Source organism: Bacillus sp. TH30 (assembly GCF_016650875.1).
Taxonomy (GTDB): Bacteria; Bacillota; Bacilli; order Bacillales; family Bacillaceae_G; genus Bacillus_A; species Bacillus_A mycoides.
The window spans coordinates 94,326-112,025 of sequence record NZ_JAEKEY010000001.1 but is presented as its reverse complement, the minus strand read 5'-3'; the positions used below and the strand labels follow the sequence as shown (position 1 = coordinate 112,025).

The following is a 17,700-nucleotide window of genomic DNA, read 5'->3' as shown; positions in this document are numbered from 1 at the left end:
AGTAACTATCTGTACAGAAAGAAATTTTTCATTTAGGGGGTATATGAAAACCTTAGCTTGATTTTCATTACAATACCTATAACTATAAATATATAGTTTCTATATCATTAAGTACATTAATTCCTAAATCTCTAATTTTTTATTAACGTATACAGTCTATTTATTTAAATTAGGTCTGGACTGCAAGTATAAATTAAAATTAGGACTAGAACCTTTTATAATTACATCTCGGATAATTTTAGAAAGTACCATACTATACACTAATCCATTATCTCCATACGCATAGATAAAATAACAATTAGGAAAATCTTCATACATTCCAATTATAGGTAAACCATCATGAGTACCACCATAAAAGGCACTTAAATAAAATTCAGGTTTAACTGTAATATTAGGAAAGAGCTTATTGAATTCATATAATAGCTTTTCTTTATTATGGATTAATTTTGAATCTCTTTCTTCAGCAATGTTTGTATCTTCATCTAGACCACCTATAATAATTCGATTATCTACTGTGGTTCTCATGTATATATAAGGTCTAGCAGTTTCCCAAATAAGAGTACGTTTATGCCAAGAAGAAAAATCTTCAACTGGGGTAGTGACAACTGCATACGAGCTAATTAAAGTAGCGTTCTTTTCCTTTTTTAATTCTAACCCTTCATAACCCGCAGCTACAATTACTTTCTTGGTAGTAATATTACTACCACTTTTTGTATAAAAAGTAGCAAAGTCTTTTTCTAATTTTTTACCAACAATCTCAGTATCTTCATAAATCTGTACTCCTTGATTGGAAGCTTGTTGTAATAAATTATGTGTAAACTTATAGGGATTTATTTCGCCATCGTTATACGTATATAGGGCGGCATATTTTTTAAAAGGATATTTCTGTCCAATTTGTTTTTCTGATAACCAATCTGCTTTAAAACCATGCTTTTGTAAGTAATAAAGCTCTTTTTCTAATTTCTTAATATCCTCTTCATAGCTTGCATAATATAAACTATCACGACGTATAAAATCAGACTGAGAAGGTAATTTTTGATTTGCAAATTCAATATCATTAATTGCTTCTTCACATAATTTCATATGTTTTACTGCATACTCTTCCCCAAATGTATTAACAAGTTCAAAAAACATTTTATCACCCAAATATTGTATGAGCGCTGTATTAGTTAGGTTGCTGCCATGTCCAACCTTTCGTTTATCAACTACAACCACATTTAAATTCGAATCACATAAATAGTAGGCTGATTGAGCACCTGAGCTTCCAGCACCTATTATTAGAACATCACAAATTATGTCTTTTTCCAAACAAGGATAAGAAGGTGGATTGGGAAAAGTTGTGTTCCAGTATAATTTTCCAGCTTGTAGATCCATTTCAAGTACACCATCCTAAATAAAATAGTTACATCCCCACTTGTATTTCCAAGTTCATATAAATATATACACGCTTTATGATCAGTATATTCATTTGAAATATTATTACTTAAACTTATTTTGTCTAGAACACAAAACAATTTACAAATAACTAATTTTTTTGTTTCTTATATTGTTATATTTATTAGAGGTAGTACCAGCGTTCCTACAACTGGGGGAAAAGTAGAATTTCTAATAGGCAAGATGCTAATTTGCTTCATCATATTCTTTCATTATTTTATAAAAAGTATTTTTCTTTAGTTCTACCATTTCCATAAACATAACAGCTGTTATTTCTCCACTCTTCCATTTTGAATGAGTTTCTTCTATTATATGTATTTGTTGTTTGCTTAAGGTTGAAAGGTTCACTTGAGGACGGCCTAAATGTTTTCCTTGAGATTTAGCTACAGCAATCCCCTCAGCTTGTCGCTGACGAATTTTTTTACGCTCTTGATCTGCAACATAAGAAAGTAAAGATAAAAATTGATCCTCCATTAATCTGCCCATATCCCCCATCTCACGAAACTTCCGGCTATCAAACAATGTTTCATTTTCTAAAACAACAATATCAGCCTGTAATTCTCTTGTTATGTATTTCCACTCTGAAATGACTTCATCATAATTTCGCCCCATACGATCCAAAGCATCTATATAGACAATATCACCTTGACTCAATATTTTTCTTAGCAATTGGTATTGCGGGCGATCAAAATTTCGTCCACTTGCTTTATCAACAAAAATTCTCCGAGCTTCCACACCGCGTTCCATCATTTTATGTAACTGGCGCTGTTCATTTTGATCTTTTGTACTTACACGTAAGTATCCATAAATATTTGCCATATGAAATTATCTCCTTACATTTGCTACCATAATTGTACCATTTATGTTTGTAAAGGTGATATGAAAATATAAACGTTTATAATATTGTTTGCATTACCTTTACAAACGGTTAGGACTCATTAAAATTTCAAAGGTATAAAAATTAATGTCTAATAAATTCAATTCGTAGTCGTACATTCGTTGCTTCGAACAACAATATTCCCTACATAATAAAAAATAGATGCCTCAATTAGTTTCATTTCTGAAACATTTTCAGTCATCTATTTATCAATTTCATTTTTGATTTCTTGTTGCTCTATATGAGTGAATTGCCTTATACTTTTACATTTATTCATAACTTTTTGTGAAAAATAAGTCTGGAATCATTGCAGTTTAAGAATTACTGCTACCAATTATTAAAATCAGTGTAATTTTTATATACATTTTCTATAACATTATCTTGCCAGACATTTTTATATTCATCTCTATCCACTTTAACATTATATTCACTAATATCACCATTGGCATTTAACCATCCAGGATTTTCGAGAGCATGTTTGTAGGTAAACGTTCTTACATGTTTCAATGTTTTAAATGTAATCGGAAAAGATTTTTTTTCCCCATCTTTGTAACCAAACACTCTATATGCCTTTTTTCGTCCACCAACAGTTTTAAAATTAAGAAACAAAGCTCTCGTTTTTCTTACTTGATACTTACAAATTCCTTAAGTGTTTAAAATCTTAGCTTGATGGATATGGGGTAGCACCACATCGCTATCAACCTAAGAAAATACAACTACCCCCAGAACGAGATTTTGTGCTAATTGGTAATAAAAAAGCTCATTTTTTCGTTTTGGGGTGGATTTGTTCTCTTAAGTTGATGGGCATGGGGTATCGCCACATCGCTATCAAGCTAACAAAACAAGAGTCACTTTTGTTATAAGATATTTTTGACTTATGTTTCAATTATTATATCTTTAAAATATAGTCTCATATCCTTAGCTTCGAATTCATTTATTTCAAGGGGGGAGCGCAATCATCACATTTAGTATTTATACTTTGCATTGAATGCTTTTATTTTGCATCAACAACATCCATAAATTTAAGAGTAATCCTGTTATAAAAAGCATCTGTACATAGTATAGAACAATTCAATGGATCAATATCAGTTACGGTCATATAGTTAGTAAGCAAATAGCCATCTTCGTAATATGTAATCAACACCTCTTCTTCAGATAGTAATGAGCATAATAACATGTTCTCGATAAGTTCTTTTTCTTCAGAAGTTAAGATTGGACGTGCTACTTTATTCTTTTCCTTAATAATCTCACGTATACCGTCAAATTGTTCTGTCATTGCAGCAAATGGCGTCCATTTCACCATTCCTCGTCCCTTTGGCATATTAGTGTTGTTCATGATTTGTGTCCTCCTAACAATGTGTTTCTGTATCTTGCTGTAGCACTATTTGTATAAGAAATTCCTCTTAATATGCTGTTCTTACCAAACTTAGTGCGTATTTCATCCATTACCTTCGTTAATTTCATTTCTTTTTCTCGTTGTATTACATTGTCAAAAAGAGATATTTGTTCTTCACCTTCATTGATTAAGTTGGTTAAAGAAACATTGATAGATCTAATTGGTTCCCCGGTATAAAACTTATGTAAAAAATATGTACAAATATGATAGATATCCATTGTTAAATTAGTTGGTCGGTTCATAGTGTGAGTTTTTCTGAAACCACCAGCGTAATTTTTACTGTAACCAATGGAAAAATGGATTGTTTGAGCTAGTTTGTTTTGTCTTCTCATCCGATAACAAACTTCTTCGATATGTTCCAGAAGGATAATTGGAAATTCTTCTATTGTGTAATCACGCATGAGTATTTGGCTCTTACCCATTGAAGTTGTTGTTGGTATGTATTTTTCTGCAATACGGCTAAAATCAATGCCGTTGCTATGTAAGTGTAATTCTTCGCCAATAACCCCAAAGCTTTGTTTTAAGTATTTGAGCGGGTATTGCGCTAAGTCTCCAATTGAATGTATTCCTTTTCGATTTAACTTTACTTCTGTTTTACTCGAAATCCCCCAAAACTTACTAAGTGGTCGTATCGGCCATAATTTTATGGGTACATCTTCGTACTTCCAATATGCGATGCAGTCTTTTGTCTTCTTCGCTTCCACATCTAAAGCAATCTTACTCATTAAAGGATTAGGCCCAATCCCAATTGTGCATTCAATTCTTGTTTTCTCATATATTTCACGTTTGAATTTCAACGCAAATTCATATGGCTCATTCGCAAACAGATGGATACTATTTGTAATATCCATAAAGAATTCATCGATGCTGTATTGGTGGAAATCCTCAATCGGAACGTATTGTAAAGCTAATTTTGTTATGTAATTTGAGCATTTTATATAAGTTCCCATGATTGGGTTTACTACAAGAATGTCTTTACGCCGTGGTATTTCGTACAACCTTGCCATTTTCTTAACACCTAATGCCTTTAATGGTGGTGTTGCAGCCAAAACAATGGAGCCACTCCTGTTCACATCTCCTACTACAGCTAATTTAGTATGCAGTGGGTCTAAGCCCATCTTGATACAGGACACGCTTGCATAAAAGCTGCGAAGATCTACACATAAAACAATTCGATTTGGCAAAATTGAGTAGTCATACACCGTTATGCCTCCTTAAATAAGAACGTCTGTTCTTATTATATACGAATATGCGTTCTGTTATAAAGGTTTTTTTAAAAAAAATAAAACTGACTCTAGTTAGCCAGTTTTTACATATCCCAAAAATCGGTGGATTTAACGTTGGGTTTTATTTGCCTAATAACTTTTAAAATTTTTTTCATTACAGTTGGACTAGGTATGTATTCTTTATCATTGCACGCCTTTGAAACTGTAGGGCGACTTAATTTCGCGTTCTTTTCTAAATCATTTTGGGTGAAGCCATTCCGATCTAAAAAATTACCTAATTTCGTTCGGTTTTTACCTGCGAATTTCCAAAACACTTAAATCCCTCCTGAACCTATTTTCAACATTGTGGACATAAATGTAAAAAACTATTCGCATAGACGGAAAAAGTTTTTTACATAATGTACAAGCTGTCCACAATATGATGTATCAAAGCAGCTACCACGGTATTTATTAAGGTAGAAGAATAAGAGGTTACCAAAGTAAGTTGCGAATGATTACCACATTATTTATCAAGATTTCTACCAAGGTAAAACTACCACGGTATTAAGTAGATGAAGCTATGTAATATCTATATTCTAAATTCTGTTTATAAAGGGGGCATTTAAATGCGTGCTAGGAAAGAAACAATTCCTTTTCGCGAGTTTATGGATCGGTCATACAAAGATAAAGAAAAGAAAATACGTAAATACAATTCATTAAGTCCTTTCGCATTCCTTCATATGTCGGATCAGGTATTACATACTTACATTGCATTAGGAGTTATGGGAACGATTTTAATCGGAGCAGTCATGTTAGAAAAATACTTGGTGCGACATGACTATATATCGGCAGCTAAATTTGTAAGTGAAGGTATTTATCACGGAACGCGAATTGGTGGAGTTTGCTTGATTGGATATGTATTTGTTCGTATCGTAATCATGTTTTAAGGAGGGAAGGGAGTAATGGGGATTATAAAGGAGTGGCTTCGTACGCAAAGGTTAAGGAATCAGCTTATGGAGGTGTTCGGAAAAGCAGGTTTATATACGGAACATCAAACACGCGGGGGAAAAGTGCCTATTTATCCAAAGGTACATAATGTTTCTTCTTCAGCAGAAAGCGTGAGGTATGTTTTTACCATACCAAACGGATTAGATCCACAGAAGATTGAAAAGAAGTGGTTTTGTTTTCAGCAAATATTAGGACGGAATATTACGATTGAAGGTGATGTGAAAAGATTTGTCCTACATGTATTCCGTTCAAATGCTGGGCTAAAATCGTACAATTATTATTATAAAGAGTGGCAGCCACTATTAAAAGGTTACCGTTTACCTGTTGTGGTTGGCAGGGACCAATTCGGAAAAATGATTGCGTACGATATGATTGACTCCGATTCACCGCACTTATTAATTGCAGGGGAAACGGGAAGCGGGAAAAGTAGTATGGTACGTGTTGTACTATCCACACTCATTCAATATATGTCTCCTGATACGTTGCATTTGTATCTTGGAGATTTAAAAAACTCTGAATTTCATTTCTTGCGAAGAGTGAAGCATGTAAAAGAAGTTTGTATGGAAGAAATTGAAATGAAAATAATGCTTCAAAAGGTGTGGAAGGAAATTAGAGAACGAAGAAAACTTATGGAAGAATATGAGGTTGATCATATTGATGCCTACAACAAATTAAATCCAGATCATCAAAAACCATATATTCTACTTGCTATCGATGAAGTGGCTATGCTTAAAGATGAAAAAGAGTGTATGACTACAATTGAAAAGATTTCAGCAGTCGGTCGATCACTTGGAGTTTTTCTTATGCTTAGTATGCAGCGGCCAGATGCGAAAGTGTTAGATGGTAAGTTAAAACTAAATATGACCGTTAGAATCGGCTTTAAATGTGATAGTGCAATTAATAGTAATATCATGGGTACTCCTGGTTCAGAGCACTTAGAGCAATCTGGCCAAATGATTTTAAAACGAAATGGATTAAAGAAAGTGCAAGCTCCTTATTTGGAATTAAGTAAGGCGAAACAAATTGTTAAACCATATTGCACGTCTAAAGAGGAGAAAATACTTCAGAATTCATCGCAAGAAGAAATTCCGTTATTTGGGGTGTTAGATGATGAAGAGTAGAGATAAAGGAATTTTGAATGATTTGAAGCGATTTAGATGCATGTCCCGTGACGATATTATTGACTTGCATTTTCAAGGCTTAAAGAATGCGGTAACTTGCTGTAATACGGTTATGAAACGATTAAGAAGAGATGGCTATGTTGATGCGAATGTTTGGCAGCACCCATACATTTATTTTCCGCAACCGAGTTCTATCAGAAAGACAAGTCAAAAAACCCCTCATTTCCTTGGTATTGTGGACGTATACAAACAACTCGTTCATTATGAAAATCCTAAAATATTCAAAGTTGAACCAAAGTATGGGAAAGAATATATGGAGCCGGATGCTTTTACTATATGGCGTAGATCGCCATTCTTTATTGAAGTTCAAAAGTCAGTGTATAGTAAAAAGATAATGCAAGAAAAGATAAAGAGATATGAGTTATACTTTCATAGCCAAGAATGGCATAATGAATCTTGGCAACCGAAAACTTCTAAATTCTTTCCTTCAATCCTTATCATTACTGACAAACATTACGACGTTCAATCTTCTTATTTCCGTGTATTCCAGGCGAATTCTATAGAGAGTTTTATAAAAAATTTAGCGGTAAAATCATAAAGAAAGCCTGCATAGTGTAGAACTGTTTCTTTTCAATAATGTATTAAGTCATGTGTGATGATGATTGTTAGACGGCAATAAATGCGATGAGTAAATTTGAAGCAAGTTATGAAATAGTAAAAAAATGAAGAAAGTAATCCTTTAAATAATTTTTAATGGTTAAACGAATATCTCATTGTATAGCGCTAAGGGTGATAATATCTCAAGTATGAAATAATTAGTTATTTGTGATGGCTGATTCTCTTACGTGGAGGGTTAGCCGTTTTTTATTATATTTTATCTCTTAATTTTCTATATAAAGTATAGTGAACTACCCGCCACTTAACGTCCTAACGGACTGTTTGAAGTGGGGGCTTCTCGGTTAGTCGTTACTTTTGATAGCTAACGAATTCGTCCTAAGACAGCCGAGCTAACTCCCTTGTTCCAAAGGTTATTTTATTGTTATTTATGCTAACGCTAATAGGCGTATTGCTTCATTTTTGATATTGATAGCTGCGTTATAATCTCTATCGAGATTTACACCGCATATGCAAGAATAGACTCGTTCAGACAATGACATATTTTTTACATTTCCACAACTGCTACATGTTTTTGTGGAAGGAAACCATTTGTCTATTTTCACAAGTTGTTTTCCTTGTTCGTTTAGTTTATAAGCTAAGAAAGAAATGAATATACCCCACCCATTATCAGCGACACTTTTTCCAAAATGAAGTGCTTGCGACATTCCTTTCATGTTTAGGTCTTCAATAGCTACAACATCAAAATTAGCAGCTAAATTTTTAGACTTATGATGAAGGAAATTCTTACGTTGGTTAGCTACTTTCTCATGTAACTTAGCTACACGAATACGTTGTTTATTCCAACGCCCAGACCCTTTATTGCGTCTTGCTAATACTCGTTGTGCCTTTGCTAATTGGTCTAACATTTCACGATAGAACTTAGGATAATTGGCTTTCTCATCCTCAGAACTAACGTATAATCCATCCATCGCAAAGTCTAATCCAACAACTGTTTCTACTTCTTTTTGTACAATCTCTTTTTCGTATTCAGTCAAGATGGACACATAGTATTTACCAGTAGGTGTCATAGAAATCGTACATGACTTGATCATATGGTCTTGTGGTATTTCTCTATGCTGTTTGAAACGTACCATTTTCAGTTTTGGCAATTTGATATGACCATTAAGCAACATAATATTTCCGTTTACTACATTCGTTGTATAAGACTTTCTGTCTTTTTTACTTTTGAATGTCGGAAAGTCATTTTGACCACTAAAGAAATTCTTATAGGCAGTTTGCAAGTTTAGTTGAGCATTTGCCAAAGCTAATGAATCAACTTCTTTTAACCACTCAAATTCTGCTTTGTATTTCGCAGGAGTTGGAAGCTTTTGTTTCTTTAGTTGTTCCTTATCATCTTTGTATTTTTCGTACGCTTCTTTTCGTTCAGCTAACATTCTGTTATACACGAAACGTACACAACCGAAGGTTTTACGCATAAGATATGCTTGTTCTTCTGTTGGATACAAACGGAATTTATAGGCTTTATTATGCTTTGTCATATCATTTCACCTCACTTTTCACCTTGATTTTCAATATATTCATTTACTACGTCTATTGGCGAACCACCAGTAGTTAGTAAGCAAAAACTTTTTGACCAAAACATCTCTTTCCAAAGTTTCTTTTTCACTTGTGGAAAGTCTCTCTTGATTACTCGAGAACTTGCACTTTTATAAGCATTAATAAATTTTGTCATTTCTGTATTCGGATGTGCCTTGAACAAAATATGAACATGGTCTACATCATGATTCCACTCTACCAGTGTTATGTTGTAATTCTCGGATAACCTGACAAACATGTCTTTTGCATAGTTTGACATATCATCATCAAACACATTTCTTCTGAATTTTACGACCAACACAAGATGGTAATACAACAAGAATACTGAATGGTTATTGCTGTCTAATTTCATTGATATACCAACCTTTGCGCTTTATAAGACTGATTATATCAGAGGCAAAATAAAAAGCAAAGCCTTTTGGCTACGCCAAACCGAAATTCATCTCCCACCTACCGCTGGGCTACGCCCTTCATGCGCTTGAGGAAGGAGAATTCTTTCGAGGAATTCGTTAAAAAGATAGGGTAAATCTTCTTCTAAAATGATATCTCCAAAACTAATAACTTGTACGATAACCTCTCGCTTATCACTATATCCATTCATATCAACAAGTTGTCCCACATATTTGTTTGTACCAATACCTTTTTAAAGTACGCTAAAAAATGCCCTTTATCTTAACTTTATCTTATCTTTACCTTATCTTTAAATTTTTATATTAAACTTTAAACCTTAAAGAATTGATGTTTCAGTCTAAAAAGGAGCGGGGGATAGATGGTCACTACATATTTTATAAATAACCAATTGCCATTGAAAAATAGAATTTCTTATACGAGGAGGAATATATGAAGAATACGAGTAAAATACGAATTATTATATTATTATATTATTATTTATTAGTATTTTAGGTTTAGGAACAATGCTTGGAATACTATATTTTAATCATAAAACCAATGTTCATAAAAATAAAGTGCTTGCTACCGAAAAACGTTTATTGCAATATGAGCCTACCTTGAAAAAAGAATTAGAAAAATATGATTTAGGAGGGAAAACTGCAGTTTTGTTAGGAATTATGTACCAAGAGAGTAGAGGTGAGGGCAACGACCCTATGCAGTCTTCTGAGTCACTTGGATTAAGGCCAAATGAACTTCAAGAGATAAGCCTGAGTATTAAACAAGGGGTAAAACACTTTGCTCAAATGTACAAATATGGAACGGAAAAAGATGTTAGCATGGATACAATTATTCAAAGCTATAATATGGGACCAGGGTATATTGATTTTATTGCCAGCCAAGAAGATAAACAACACTCGGAAGATTCGGCTAAAAAGTTTTCTAAGATGAAAGTTGATCAAAATCCAGAGATGTACACTTGTGGTGGAAATCAAAATAATTTTAGGTATCCATATTGTTATGGTGATTTCACATATGCATCAAAGGTGAATGAAAAAATAAAACTTATTCAAGAACGTCTTCGAAATGTACATGACTCTTCTAAATAAGCTGTAGAATTAAATATTATGATACCGTCAGTTATCAACATTGAACTACCCCCATTTTTACTTCGTTTAGAAGAGGGGGATTCCTAAGTAAAGAGTTCTATCGAACTCTAATTTATTAGGCTAGCTCCACAGTCCTTGCGGTTAGAAGCCTTATCGCTTCATTCTTTAGATGGATACTTGCGTTAATATCCCTATCATGATGTGTATGACAAGAAGGGCAACCCCATTTGCGTAGGTTTAGATTTTTAACGTCTTTGTTTTGATATCCACAACAAGAACATAATTGGCTTGAAGCAAATGTTTTCGATACGACAATGATTTGTTTGCCGTACCATTTCGCTTTATATTCCAACATGGTTCGAAACTGTGACCATGATACCTCACTAATCGCTTTTGCTAACTTATGATTCTTTAACATATTCGATACTTGCAAATCTTCTATACCGATAACATCGTGGTTTTTGATGATTTCAGTTGAGATTTTGTCCAAGTAATCTTTTCTGGCATTTGCCATGTATTCATGAATTCTAGCTACCTTTACTCGTTGTTTATTCCAGCGAGAAGATCCATTCATTCTTCTAGAAAGAACACGCTGTGCTTTTACCAACTTCTCTTCTAACGATCGAAAAAACTTTGGATTTTTATAGATTGTTCCATCTGACAAAATGGCGAAATCTTTTAGTCCCACATCCATTCCAATGTAAGAATTTGTTTTCGGAAGTTCTTGCACTTCTGTTTCAACTAACAATGACACAAAGTATTTGCCAGAAGGGTTTCGTCTAACTGTAGCATTTAAAATACGTCCCTTTACTTCACGACTTTTGGCAAATCGAACAAGACCGAGTTTTGGCAATTTCATTTTGTTTCCTACAACGGCAATGTTTTCATTTGTTTGTTTTGTGGTGTAAGATTGTACGTTGTTTTTCTTAGATTTGAAATGCGGGGCACTGTTTTGTTTTTTGAAAAAGCGTGTATAAGCATCCGCAAGGTTGCGAACAGACGACTGAATCGCAATACTATCCACTTCTTTTAGCCAAACAAACTATTTCTTCATGGCAGGAAGTTTGGCAGACCATGTACCATATGTCAAACCTTTTCCTGTTTCTTTGTATGCATTATCCCATAGAGATAGGAAATGATTGAATACAAAACGAGAACAGCCAATTGTTTTATTGATTAGGTTCGCTTGTGCTTTATTTGGATAGATACGAAATTTATATGCTTTATTGATTATCATTCGTTTCACCCCCCATTTCGATATGTGTCTATTATACAACAAACGTATATTCGATAGGTAGTGAAGTAACAGTTTATGTATGTCGAACAATTAAGATGGCTTCCTGCCATCCCTTGTCCGAAGCAAATTCATCTCCCACCTACTCACTTCGCATTCCTGGAGGAAGGAGTCTTCTTGGCTAAAATGATAAATACACATAAACTCCTTATATCTCCAGATAAACTATGGAATAGCTCCATACAAACTCCAGATAGCGTATATACAATAACAACTATCAAGGAGGTTAGGAAAAATGAATTTTATAAAACGCGCAATTCTCAGTATGAGAAAAAGAATAGGAACATCATTAATTTTGATGGCAGTCTTCCTGATTGTTACAAATTTAGTGCTGGCAGGATTCACAATCCAAAATGCATCAAAAAAAGCTGCTGATGCAGCAAGAAAAAAACTGGGTGCTGATGTTACTTTAGGTCTTGATTTTGATAAATTAGGAAAACAAGCAAGGGAAACTGGAGAAGCGCCTAATCCGCCGCAGCTCAATACAAAAGAAACAGATCAATTAGCGAAGTCCAAGCATGTAAAAGACTATAATTATATAACCCATAATTTCGGAATTGCAGATGGATTTAAATTAGTAGGAGTTTCAGAAGGCGAAGGAGAAGGAAAAGGAAATGCTAGAGTGGCAACGGCGGGAGGATCAGGTTCAGGTACAGAAATAGATATGAATTCTTCTCTTATGATAGAAGGAGTTCGCAAGACTTTATTACAAGAAAGCTTTGAAAATGGAAAAAATAAAATCGTTGATGGAAAACCAATTACAGAACAGATGCAAGATCAGAATGTAGCTTTAATGGAAAAACGATTAGCGGAACAAAACAATTTGAAAGTAGGAGATAAAGTTAAAGTTCAATCAGGGGATAAAAAGGAAACTCTTGAAATTGAAATTATTGGTATTTACGAAACGAATGAGCAACCAATGGGTCAAAATCCCCCTCCTATGATGAATCCAGCTAATAAACTATATATGCCTTACTCTACTTTAAAAAAATTAGAAGTAGATGAAGGTATGAGTAGTATTCAAGTTGTGTACTTATTGAACGACCCACAATACATTGATGCATTTAAAAAAGAAGCAAAAAAATCTGATATTGATTTTAATTATTTTAAGTTAGATGCACATGATTCATTGTACAAACAAATGATTGGTCCTATCGAAAATATCGCTTCTACGTCTCAAATGATTATCTATATGGTATCTATTGCAGGTGCGATTATCTTAGGATTAATCATTATGTTATCGATTAAAGCACGTCGTAAGGAAATGGGGATTTTATTGTCCATTGGAGAGAAAAAATGGAAACTGATGGCGCAGTTCGTAGTAGAAGTAGTATGTATTGCTATTTTAGCATTTGGATTATCCATAACAACAGGAGCTAAAGTTTCTCAATTCGTAGGGAATAACTTACTTTCGAGTGAAATTGCTACAGCAAGTGAAGAAACAGACACCTCACAAAATAGTACTGTAATGGTGGCTGGACCTGGTGGTAGTCTACAAGACCAAAAAAAGGAGCCAATTGATAAAATTGATGTAAGTGTAACGGGAGAGGATGTAGGGAAAATGGGGGGAATTGGACTAGCTATTGCTATATTAGCAACGCTTCTTCCAGCATTATCTATTCTACGCTTAAATCCAAAACAAATTCTTTTAAAAGATGAATAAGGAGGCTCGATATGGAGACGATTTTACAATTTAAAAACTTAGATTATTATTATGAAAGTAATGGGAAAAAAGTAACGATACTAGATAATGTTAATTTTTCTTTTCAAAAAGGGCATTTTTACACGATTTTAGGGCCCTCTGGATCTGGAAAAACCACAACTCTTAGCTTAGGTTGTGGGCTGGACATACCTAAAAACGGTTATGTACTATATAATGGCAAGGATATTCGAAAAATTGGTTTGGATCGATACCGTAATCAAAATGTATCTGTAATTTTCCAATCGTATAATTTGATTACCTATATGACCGCTCTTCAGAATGTACTAACGGCAATGGAAATTACAGGTGTGAAGGTACAAAATAAAAAAGCAAGAGCATTAGAATTATTAGAGAAGGTAGGACTCACAGAAGTAGAAGCGAAACGAAATGTCTTGCAACTAAGTGGCGGGCAACAACAGCGTGTAGCAATTGCTAGGGCACTATCTTGCAATGTCGATTTATTGATTGCTGATGAACCAACAGGAAACCTTGATGGAGAAACAGCAAAAGAGATTATTGAGTTGTTTCAAGAGCTTGCTCATCAAGAGAATAAATGTGTAATTGTTGTTACGCATTCACAAGAAGTTGCAAAAAAATCGGATCGAGCAGTGTATTTAAGTAAAAAGAAGTTAGTAGTAAACGAAATTAATAATAGCTAAGAAAAAAGCTACTTTCGTTCTTAATTCACATAATTTTCAAAATTAAAATCTATGGATGTTAATATTTGTTATATAATATATTTGTCAAAGCATTACCCCTGTAGTTTCTATGATGAATCTGTAAGATAGTTTGTTTGTCCCGTATATTCACCTGAAACTAAAAAGAACTTGTAGAGATTCCTACAAGTTCTTTTTGTTTTAAGGGTTAAATGTGGATTTGAAATAAAGTTACGATTTTTTGAAGAGGGAAAGTAAATGGGTTCTGTTGCAAAAGTTTAGCTTAGTTTTAAACACTGTGCAACAGAACATAGATAAGTATACTTTATGATTTTAATTAAACTACGATCAGTTGTCCCGTATGCTGTTCCAATTCGGAATACTTCTGCTTTTTCAACACCAGCATACGTATTATCTTCGGTTACCTCAATAATTTCACTCAATGGAATACAAACCTTTGCTAATTGCAATATAATTAGTAATTTTTCTTCTATGTTTTTACATCAATACCTAGCACTTTACCAAAACCTTACCATATTTAAATTACAAATTGATTATCTAGTTATATAAATTGATTAATTAAAAAACAAACTTTTTGCGCTCTTAAATTCAATTTTCAGGTTCTTTAAGCAACAAAGCATCCTTCGAAAAAGGGAAGAAAGATAGTACTGGGGCAATGGTAAACTGTAAGGGAAGAATCGTATAAGTGGGGGGAGTTCAAATGAATAGGAATTGGAGCGATTTTATCGATTTCTAACAAAAGACTCCTTTCTTAAAAATGTGAAGGTGTAAAACGTCAATTTTAAGTGGGGGATGCATGTCGGTTGGTGTAAGCCAAAATGTTTTTTACCATATACTTGTACAGATTGATCTTTGAAAACTGAAGATATGAGGTTGGTTGCAGAAAATTCGTTGCAATCGTAAAATTTTCAACGTCCTATCGTCCCGCGCTTGCCGAAATTGCGAAAATCAAGCTAAAGTAGGAAGCGTGGTGAGGCAACGTAAAAGACACTTCAGTTCCCACCATAGGAACTACGGACGGATCCTGCTAACATAACTGGTGGATACACCGATGTTCACAGAAATCTCCCACTTCAAAAAGGCCGCAAAGTCGTTAAGTGGGAGTAGTTCAAAATCTTACAGTTATATTTGAGTATTCAGCCCATTTTTCAATTTTGCTGGTGATATATTGCTTAACTTAATGGCGATGGAGTTAGTTCTAAGAACCTAAGAAAGCTTTAGAATACTATTATAGTTGATCAAGCACATGAACTAGGCACCTAATTATTTCAGAAGATTTCTCGATTTGTTCTGCATCAAAATCTGAAAGGTTCGCATTAAGAATATGTTTTAGTTTTTCCTCCCTTTCTAAATGACAATTTAAACCACTAGGCGTAAGCCGGACTTTGACAACTCTCCGGTCGTTATTTGAACGAACACGCTCAACGTAGCCTGCTTGTTGTAATCCATTGATTAATTGAGTAATACCAGCGGCGGTAGTTTCTGCTCGATCAGCTAATTCTTTGACTGATAATTCGCCTTCTTCAGCTAATACTTTAAGAGTTCGAGCATGGACCATTGAAACTGCTCCTAATGTACGAGTAGCTCGCCCTCTTAAACGTCCATCGGCTGCAGTCAGACTATATATAGCATGACTAAGTTCGTCTATTGCATTTATCTTATTTATAGAATTTGTCATAATATCACCATTTTCTTATTAACTAAGTACTTAATTATATGGAGTTAACAATAACATATGGAAAAGAGTAGAGTCAAATTAAGTATAGATTTGCTGTTCTTTTCCAAGCAATAGTATATCTACTTATTTTGAATCCTAAATAAAACGACTTAGTTTATAGACTTGACAAAAGTAGATAGTATACTTCATCATATTAATTAAGTACTTAATCATTAAGTACTTAATTATATTGTAAAGGATGATTATTATGACTCAACGTTCACAATCTCAAGGATGGGCTTTAGATATAGCTCTTGCACTTGGTGGGTTTGATGCTTTGCACCCTGAAGCAAAGGCAACTATGGAACAGTTAGGACACGACCACACTGATTTTGATAAAGTATTTTCTCAAGTAAAGAGTGGAGCAATGATACCAAAAGCATGGGCCACGGTTGCTGCTCAAGCTCAAGAACGAGCAAAACATTATGAACAAAAAGGATTTACAGTTACTGCCCGTGATTTGTATCAGCGAGCTGCTGTTATGTGGGGACGTGCACAATATTCATATTTTAATGATGATCCACGAAAGTTAGCGTTTCGAGAGCGTTGTAACGAATGTGTGGCAGCTATTTCGTCACTTGGAGGGGGAACGGTACAACGTATAGTATTAGAATTTGAAGGCAAACAGATATATGCACTACTTCATTTACCTTCAGGTGAAATTCGTAATGCACCAGCAGTAATATTAGGCCCAGGTATGGATATGATTAAGGAAGACTATATACAGATTGCGCAACGCTATTATACGTCTCGTGGTATCGTAGCTCTATCAATTGAAGGACCAGGTCAAGGTGAATCTGTATCAGGAGGTCTAAAAGTTGATTTGACTAATTACGAACGCGCCGTTAGTTGTTATATCGATTTTCTATCCAAACGACCTGAGGTTGATTCAAATCGGATTGGATTTTTTGGTATCAGTATGAGTGGGTATTGGGGGATGCGCGCTGCTGCGAGTGATAATCGTATAAACGCTATAGCAACCTTTGAAGGTGTATATGGCGAATTTGATACCATCTTCAACCGAGCACAGCCGAGTTTCAAAGCAAACTTTATGTACATGTCTGGCTACACTGATGAGGTTGCCTTTGAAAACGAGCTGAGTAGCCAGATGAACCTATGGAAATTGGCTCCAAAGATTACTTGTCCAGTCTTCATGGGTATAGGAGAATTTGATGAACTAACCCGTTTGGAAGAAGCATTAAGTCTTTATGAGCTTGTAGAAGCACCAAAGGAGCTGCGCGTCTACGAGAATGAATTCCATCCGCTTGGTGGAGTAGCTGCAGAAATTTTCCGTTTTGGTGCAGAATGGGTAGAACTTGCACTTGAAGGGAACTTTAAAAATGATTATGATGAACGTTATTACATGCATCGTGATGGCGGTGTCACCGAGGGGACTGCATTTCCAACTTATTGGCTTGGTGCTCAGCCGGCTGAAATTAAAGCACGTAAAAAATGTAACACATTAAACGCTTGTAAGAGTTAACAAATGTACACCGATTCAAAAAAGGATCTGCAGTAAGTAGCAGATCCTTTTTTGTTGTGTATCTATTATTTAATTG

15 protein-coding genes and 4 pseudogenes are annotated in these 17,700 nt (G+C 34.4%); 7 read left to right on the top strand and 12 right to left on the bottom strand.

Annotation, left to right across the window (positions count from 1 at the left end):
* Nucleotides 1-156: 156 nt before the first annotated feature.
* The 6 genes from JFU20_RS00515 to JFU20_RS00490 all read right to left on the bottom strand — a co-directional run bounded on the left by JFU20_RS00515 (nucleotide 157) and on the right by JFU20_RS00490 (nucleotide 5,247).
* Nucleotides 157-1,374: an NAD(P)/FAD-dependent oxidoreductase gene (locus tag JFU20_RS00515; RefSeq protein WP_151304113.1), complete on the bottom strand. Its 1,218-nt coding sequence runs from the start codon at nucleotides 1,372-1,374 to the stop codon at nucleotides 157-159.
* A gap of 246 nt (nucleotides 1,375-1,620) precedes the next feature.
* Complete coding sequence (locus JFU20_RS00510) at nucleotides 1,621-2,253, bottom strand: recombinase family protein (protein ID WP_151304112.1); 633 nt, start codon at nucleotides 2,251-2,253, stop codon at nucleotides 1,621-1,623.
* Nucleotides 2,254-2,638: 385 nt separating this feature from the next.
* Nucleotides 2,639-2,920 carry a hypothetical protein gene (locus JFU20_RS00505; RefSeq protein WP_207192567.1) on the bottom strand — a complete coding sequence of 94 codons (282 nt, stop codon included), beginning with the start codon at nucleotides 2,918-2,920 and terminating at the stop codon, nucleotides 2,639-2,641.
* Between the two features lie 385 nt (nucleotides 2,921-3,305).
* Complete coding sequence (locus JFU20_RS00500) at nucleotides 3,306-3,647, bottom strand: YolD-like family protein (RefSeq protein WP_151304111.1); 342 nt, start codon at nucleotides 3,645-3,647, stop codon at nucleotides 3,306-3,308.
* Nucleotides 3,644-4,909 (bottom strand): Y-family DNA polymerase, encoded by a 1,266-nt coding sequence (locus JFU20_RS00495; RefSeq protein ID WP_002069795.1) that lies wholly within the window; start codon nucleotides 4,907-4,909, stop codon nucleotides 3,644-3,646. Before JFU20_RS00495 ends, JFU20_RS00500 begins: the two co-directional genes overlap by 4 nt.
* A 107-nt stretch (nucleotides 4,910-5,016) precedes the next feature.
* On the bottom strand, nucleotides 5,017-5,247 hold the full coding sequence (locus JFU20_RS00490) for a helix-turn-helix domain-containing protein (RefSeq protein WP_201038173.1): 231 nt from the start codon (nucleotides 5,245-5,247) through the stop codon (nucleotides 5,017-5,019).
* 291 nt (nucleotides 5,248-5,538) lie between these two features.
* On the opposite strand from JFU20_RS00490, the gene JFU20_RS00485 reads away from it, so the two are divergent.
* From JFU20_RS00485 to JFU20_RS00475, 3 genes are read left to right on the top strand one after another with little or no spacing between them, the layout of a single operon-like run.
* On the top strand, nucleotides 5,539-5,859 hold the full coding sequence (locus tag JFU20_RS00485; RefSeq protein WP_002069793.1) for a hypothetical protein: 321 nt from the start codon (nucleotides 5,539-5,541) through the stop codon (nucleotides 5,857-5,859).
* Nucleotides 5,860-5,874: 15 nt separating this feature from the next.
* Nucleotides 5,875-7,041 (top strand): FtsK/SpoIIIE domain-containing protein, encoded by a 1,167-nt coding sequence (locus tag JFU20_RS00480; RefSeq protein WP_151304109.1) that lies wholly within the window; start codon nucleotides 5,875-5,877, stop codon nucleotides 7,039-7,041.
* A gap of 22 nt (nucleotides 7,042-7,063) precedes the next feature.
* The gene (locus tag JFU20_RS00475; RefSeq protein ID WP_078205614.1) at nucleotides 7,064-7,639 is read left to right on the top strand and encodes a replication-relaxation family protein; all 576 of its coding nucleotides are present in this window, start codon (nucleotides 7,064-7,066) and stop codon (nucleotides 7,637-7,639) included.
* A gap of 445 nt (nucleotides 7,640-8,084) precedes the next feature.
* Here the strand turns inward: JFU20_RS00475 and JFU20_RS00470 are convergent, their stop codons facing one another.
* From JFU20_RS00470 to JFU20_RS00460, 3 genes and pseudogenes are all read right to left on the bottom strand, one after another.
* Complete coding sequence (locus tag JFU20_RS00470; protein ID WP_151304108.1) at nucleotides 8,085-9,197, bottom strand: RNA-guided endonuclease TnpB family protein; 1,113 nt, start codon at nucleotides 9,195-9,197, stop codon at nucleotides 8,085-8,087.
* A gap of 11 nt (nucleotides 9,198-9,208) precedes the next feature.
* Nucleotides 9,209-9,607, bottom strand: coding sequence for an IS200/IS605 family transposase (tnpA, locus tag JFU20_RS00465; RefSeq protein ID WP_201038172.1), 399 nt, complete (start codon nucleotides 9,605-9,607; stop codon nucleotides 9,209-9,211).
* A 150-nt stretch (nucleotides 9,608-9,757) separates the two neighbouring features.
* Nucleotides 9,758-9,877: pseudogene (locus JFU20_RS00460) on the bottom strand (vancomycin resistance histidine kinase VanS); the annotation flags it as partial.
* 218 nt (nucleotides 9,878-10,095) lie between these two features.
* Between JFU20_RS00460 and JFU20_RS00455 the strand changes: the two are divergent.
* Nucleotides 10,096-10,751: pseudogene (locus tag JFU20_RS00455) on the top strand (lysozyme family protein).
* A 115-nt stretch (nucleotides 10,752-10,866) separates the two neighbouring features.
* Here JFU20_RS00455 and tnpB read toward each other — a convergent pair.
* A pseudogene (gene tnpB, locus JFU20_RS00450) lies at nucleotides 10,867-11,988 on the bottom strand (IS200/IS605 family element RNA-guided endonuclease TnpB).
* Nucleotides 11,989-12,280: 292 nt separating this feature from the next.
* Here tnpB and JFU20_RS00445 point away from each other — a divergent pair.
* Nucleotides 12,281-13,708, top strand: a complete 1,428-nt coding sequence (locus JFU20_RS00445) for an ABC transporter permease (protein ID WP_201038171.1) — start codon at nucleotides 12,281-12,283, stop codon at nucleotides 13,706-13,708.
* An 11-nt stretch (nucleotides 13,709-13,719) separates the two neighbouring features.
* Nucleotides 13,720-14,406: an ABC transporter ATP-binding protein gene (locus JFU20_RS00440; protein WP_060751035.1), complete on the top strand. Its 687-nt coding sequence runs from the start codon at nucleotides 13,720-13,722 to the stop codon at nucleotides 14,404-14,406.
* A gap of 275 nt (nucleotides 14,407-14,681) precedes the next feature.
* Here the strand turns inward: JFU20_RS00440 and JFU20_RS00435 are convergent.
* Nucleotides 14,682-14,920 (bottom strand): annotated as a pseudogene (locus JFU20_RS00435) (SunI/YnzG family protein).
* A 732-nt stretch (nucleotides 14,921-15,652) separates the two neighbouring features.
* A complete protein-coding gene (locus tag JFU20_RS00430; protein WP_078205354.1) occupies nucleotides 15,653-16,102 on the bottom strand; it encodes a MarR family winged helix-turn-helix transcriptional regulator in 450 nt (149 codons plus the stop codon).
* Nucleotides 16,103-16,349: 247 nt separating this feature from the next.
* Between JFU20_RS00430 and JFU20_RS00425 the strand changes: the two genes are divergently transcribed.
* On the top strand, nucleotides 16,350-17,624 hold the full coding sequence (locus tag JFU20_RS00425) for an alpha/beta hydrolase (protein ID WP_151304105.1): 1,275 nt from the start codon (nucleotides 16,350-16,352) through the stop codon (nucleotides 17,622-17,624).
* Nucleotides 17,625-17,700: the final 76 nt, after the last annotated feature.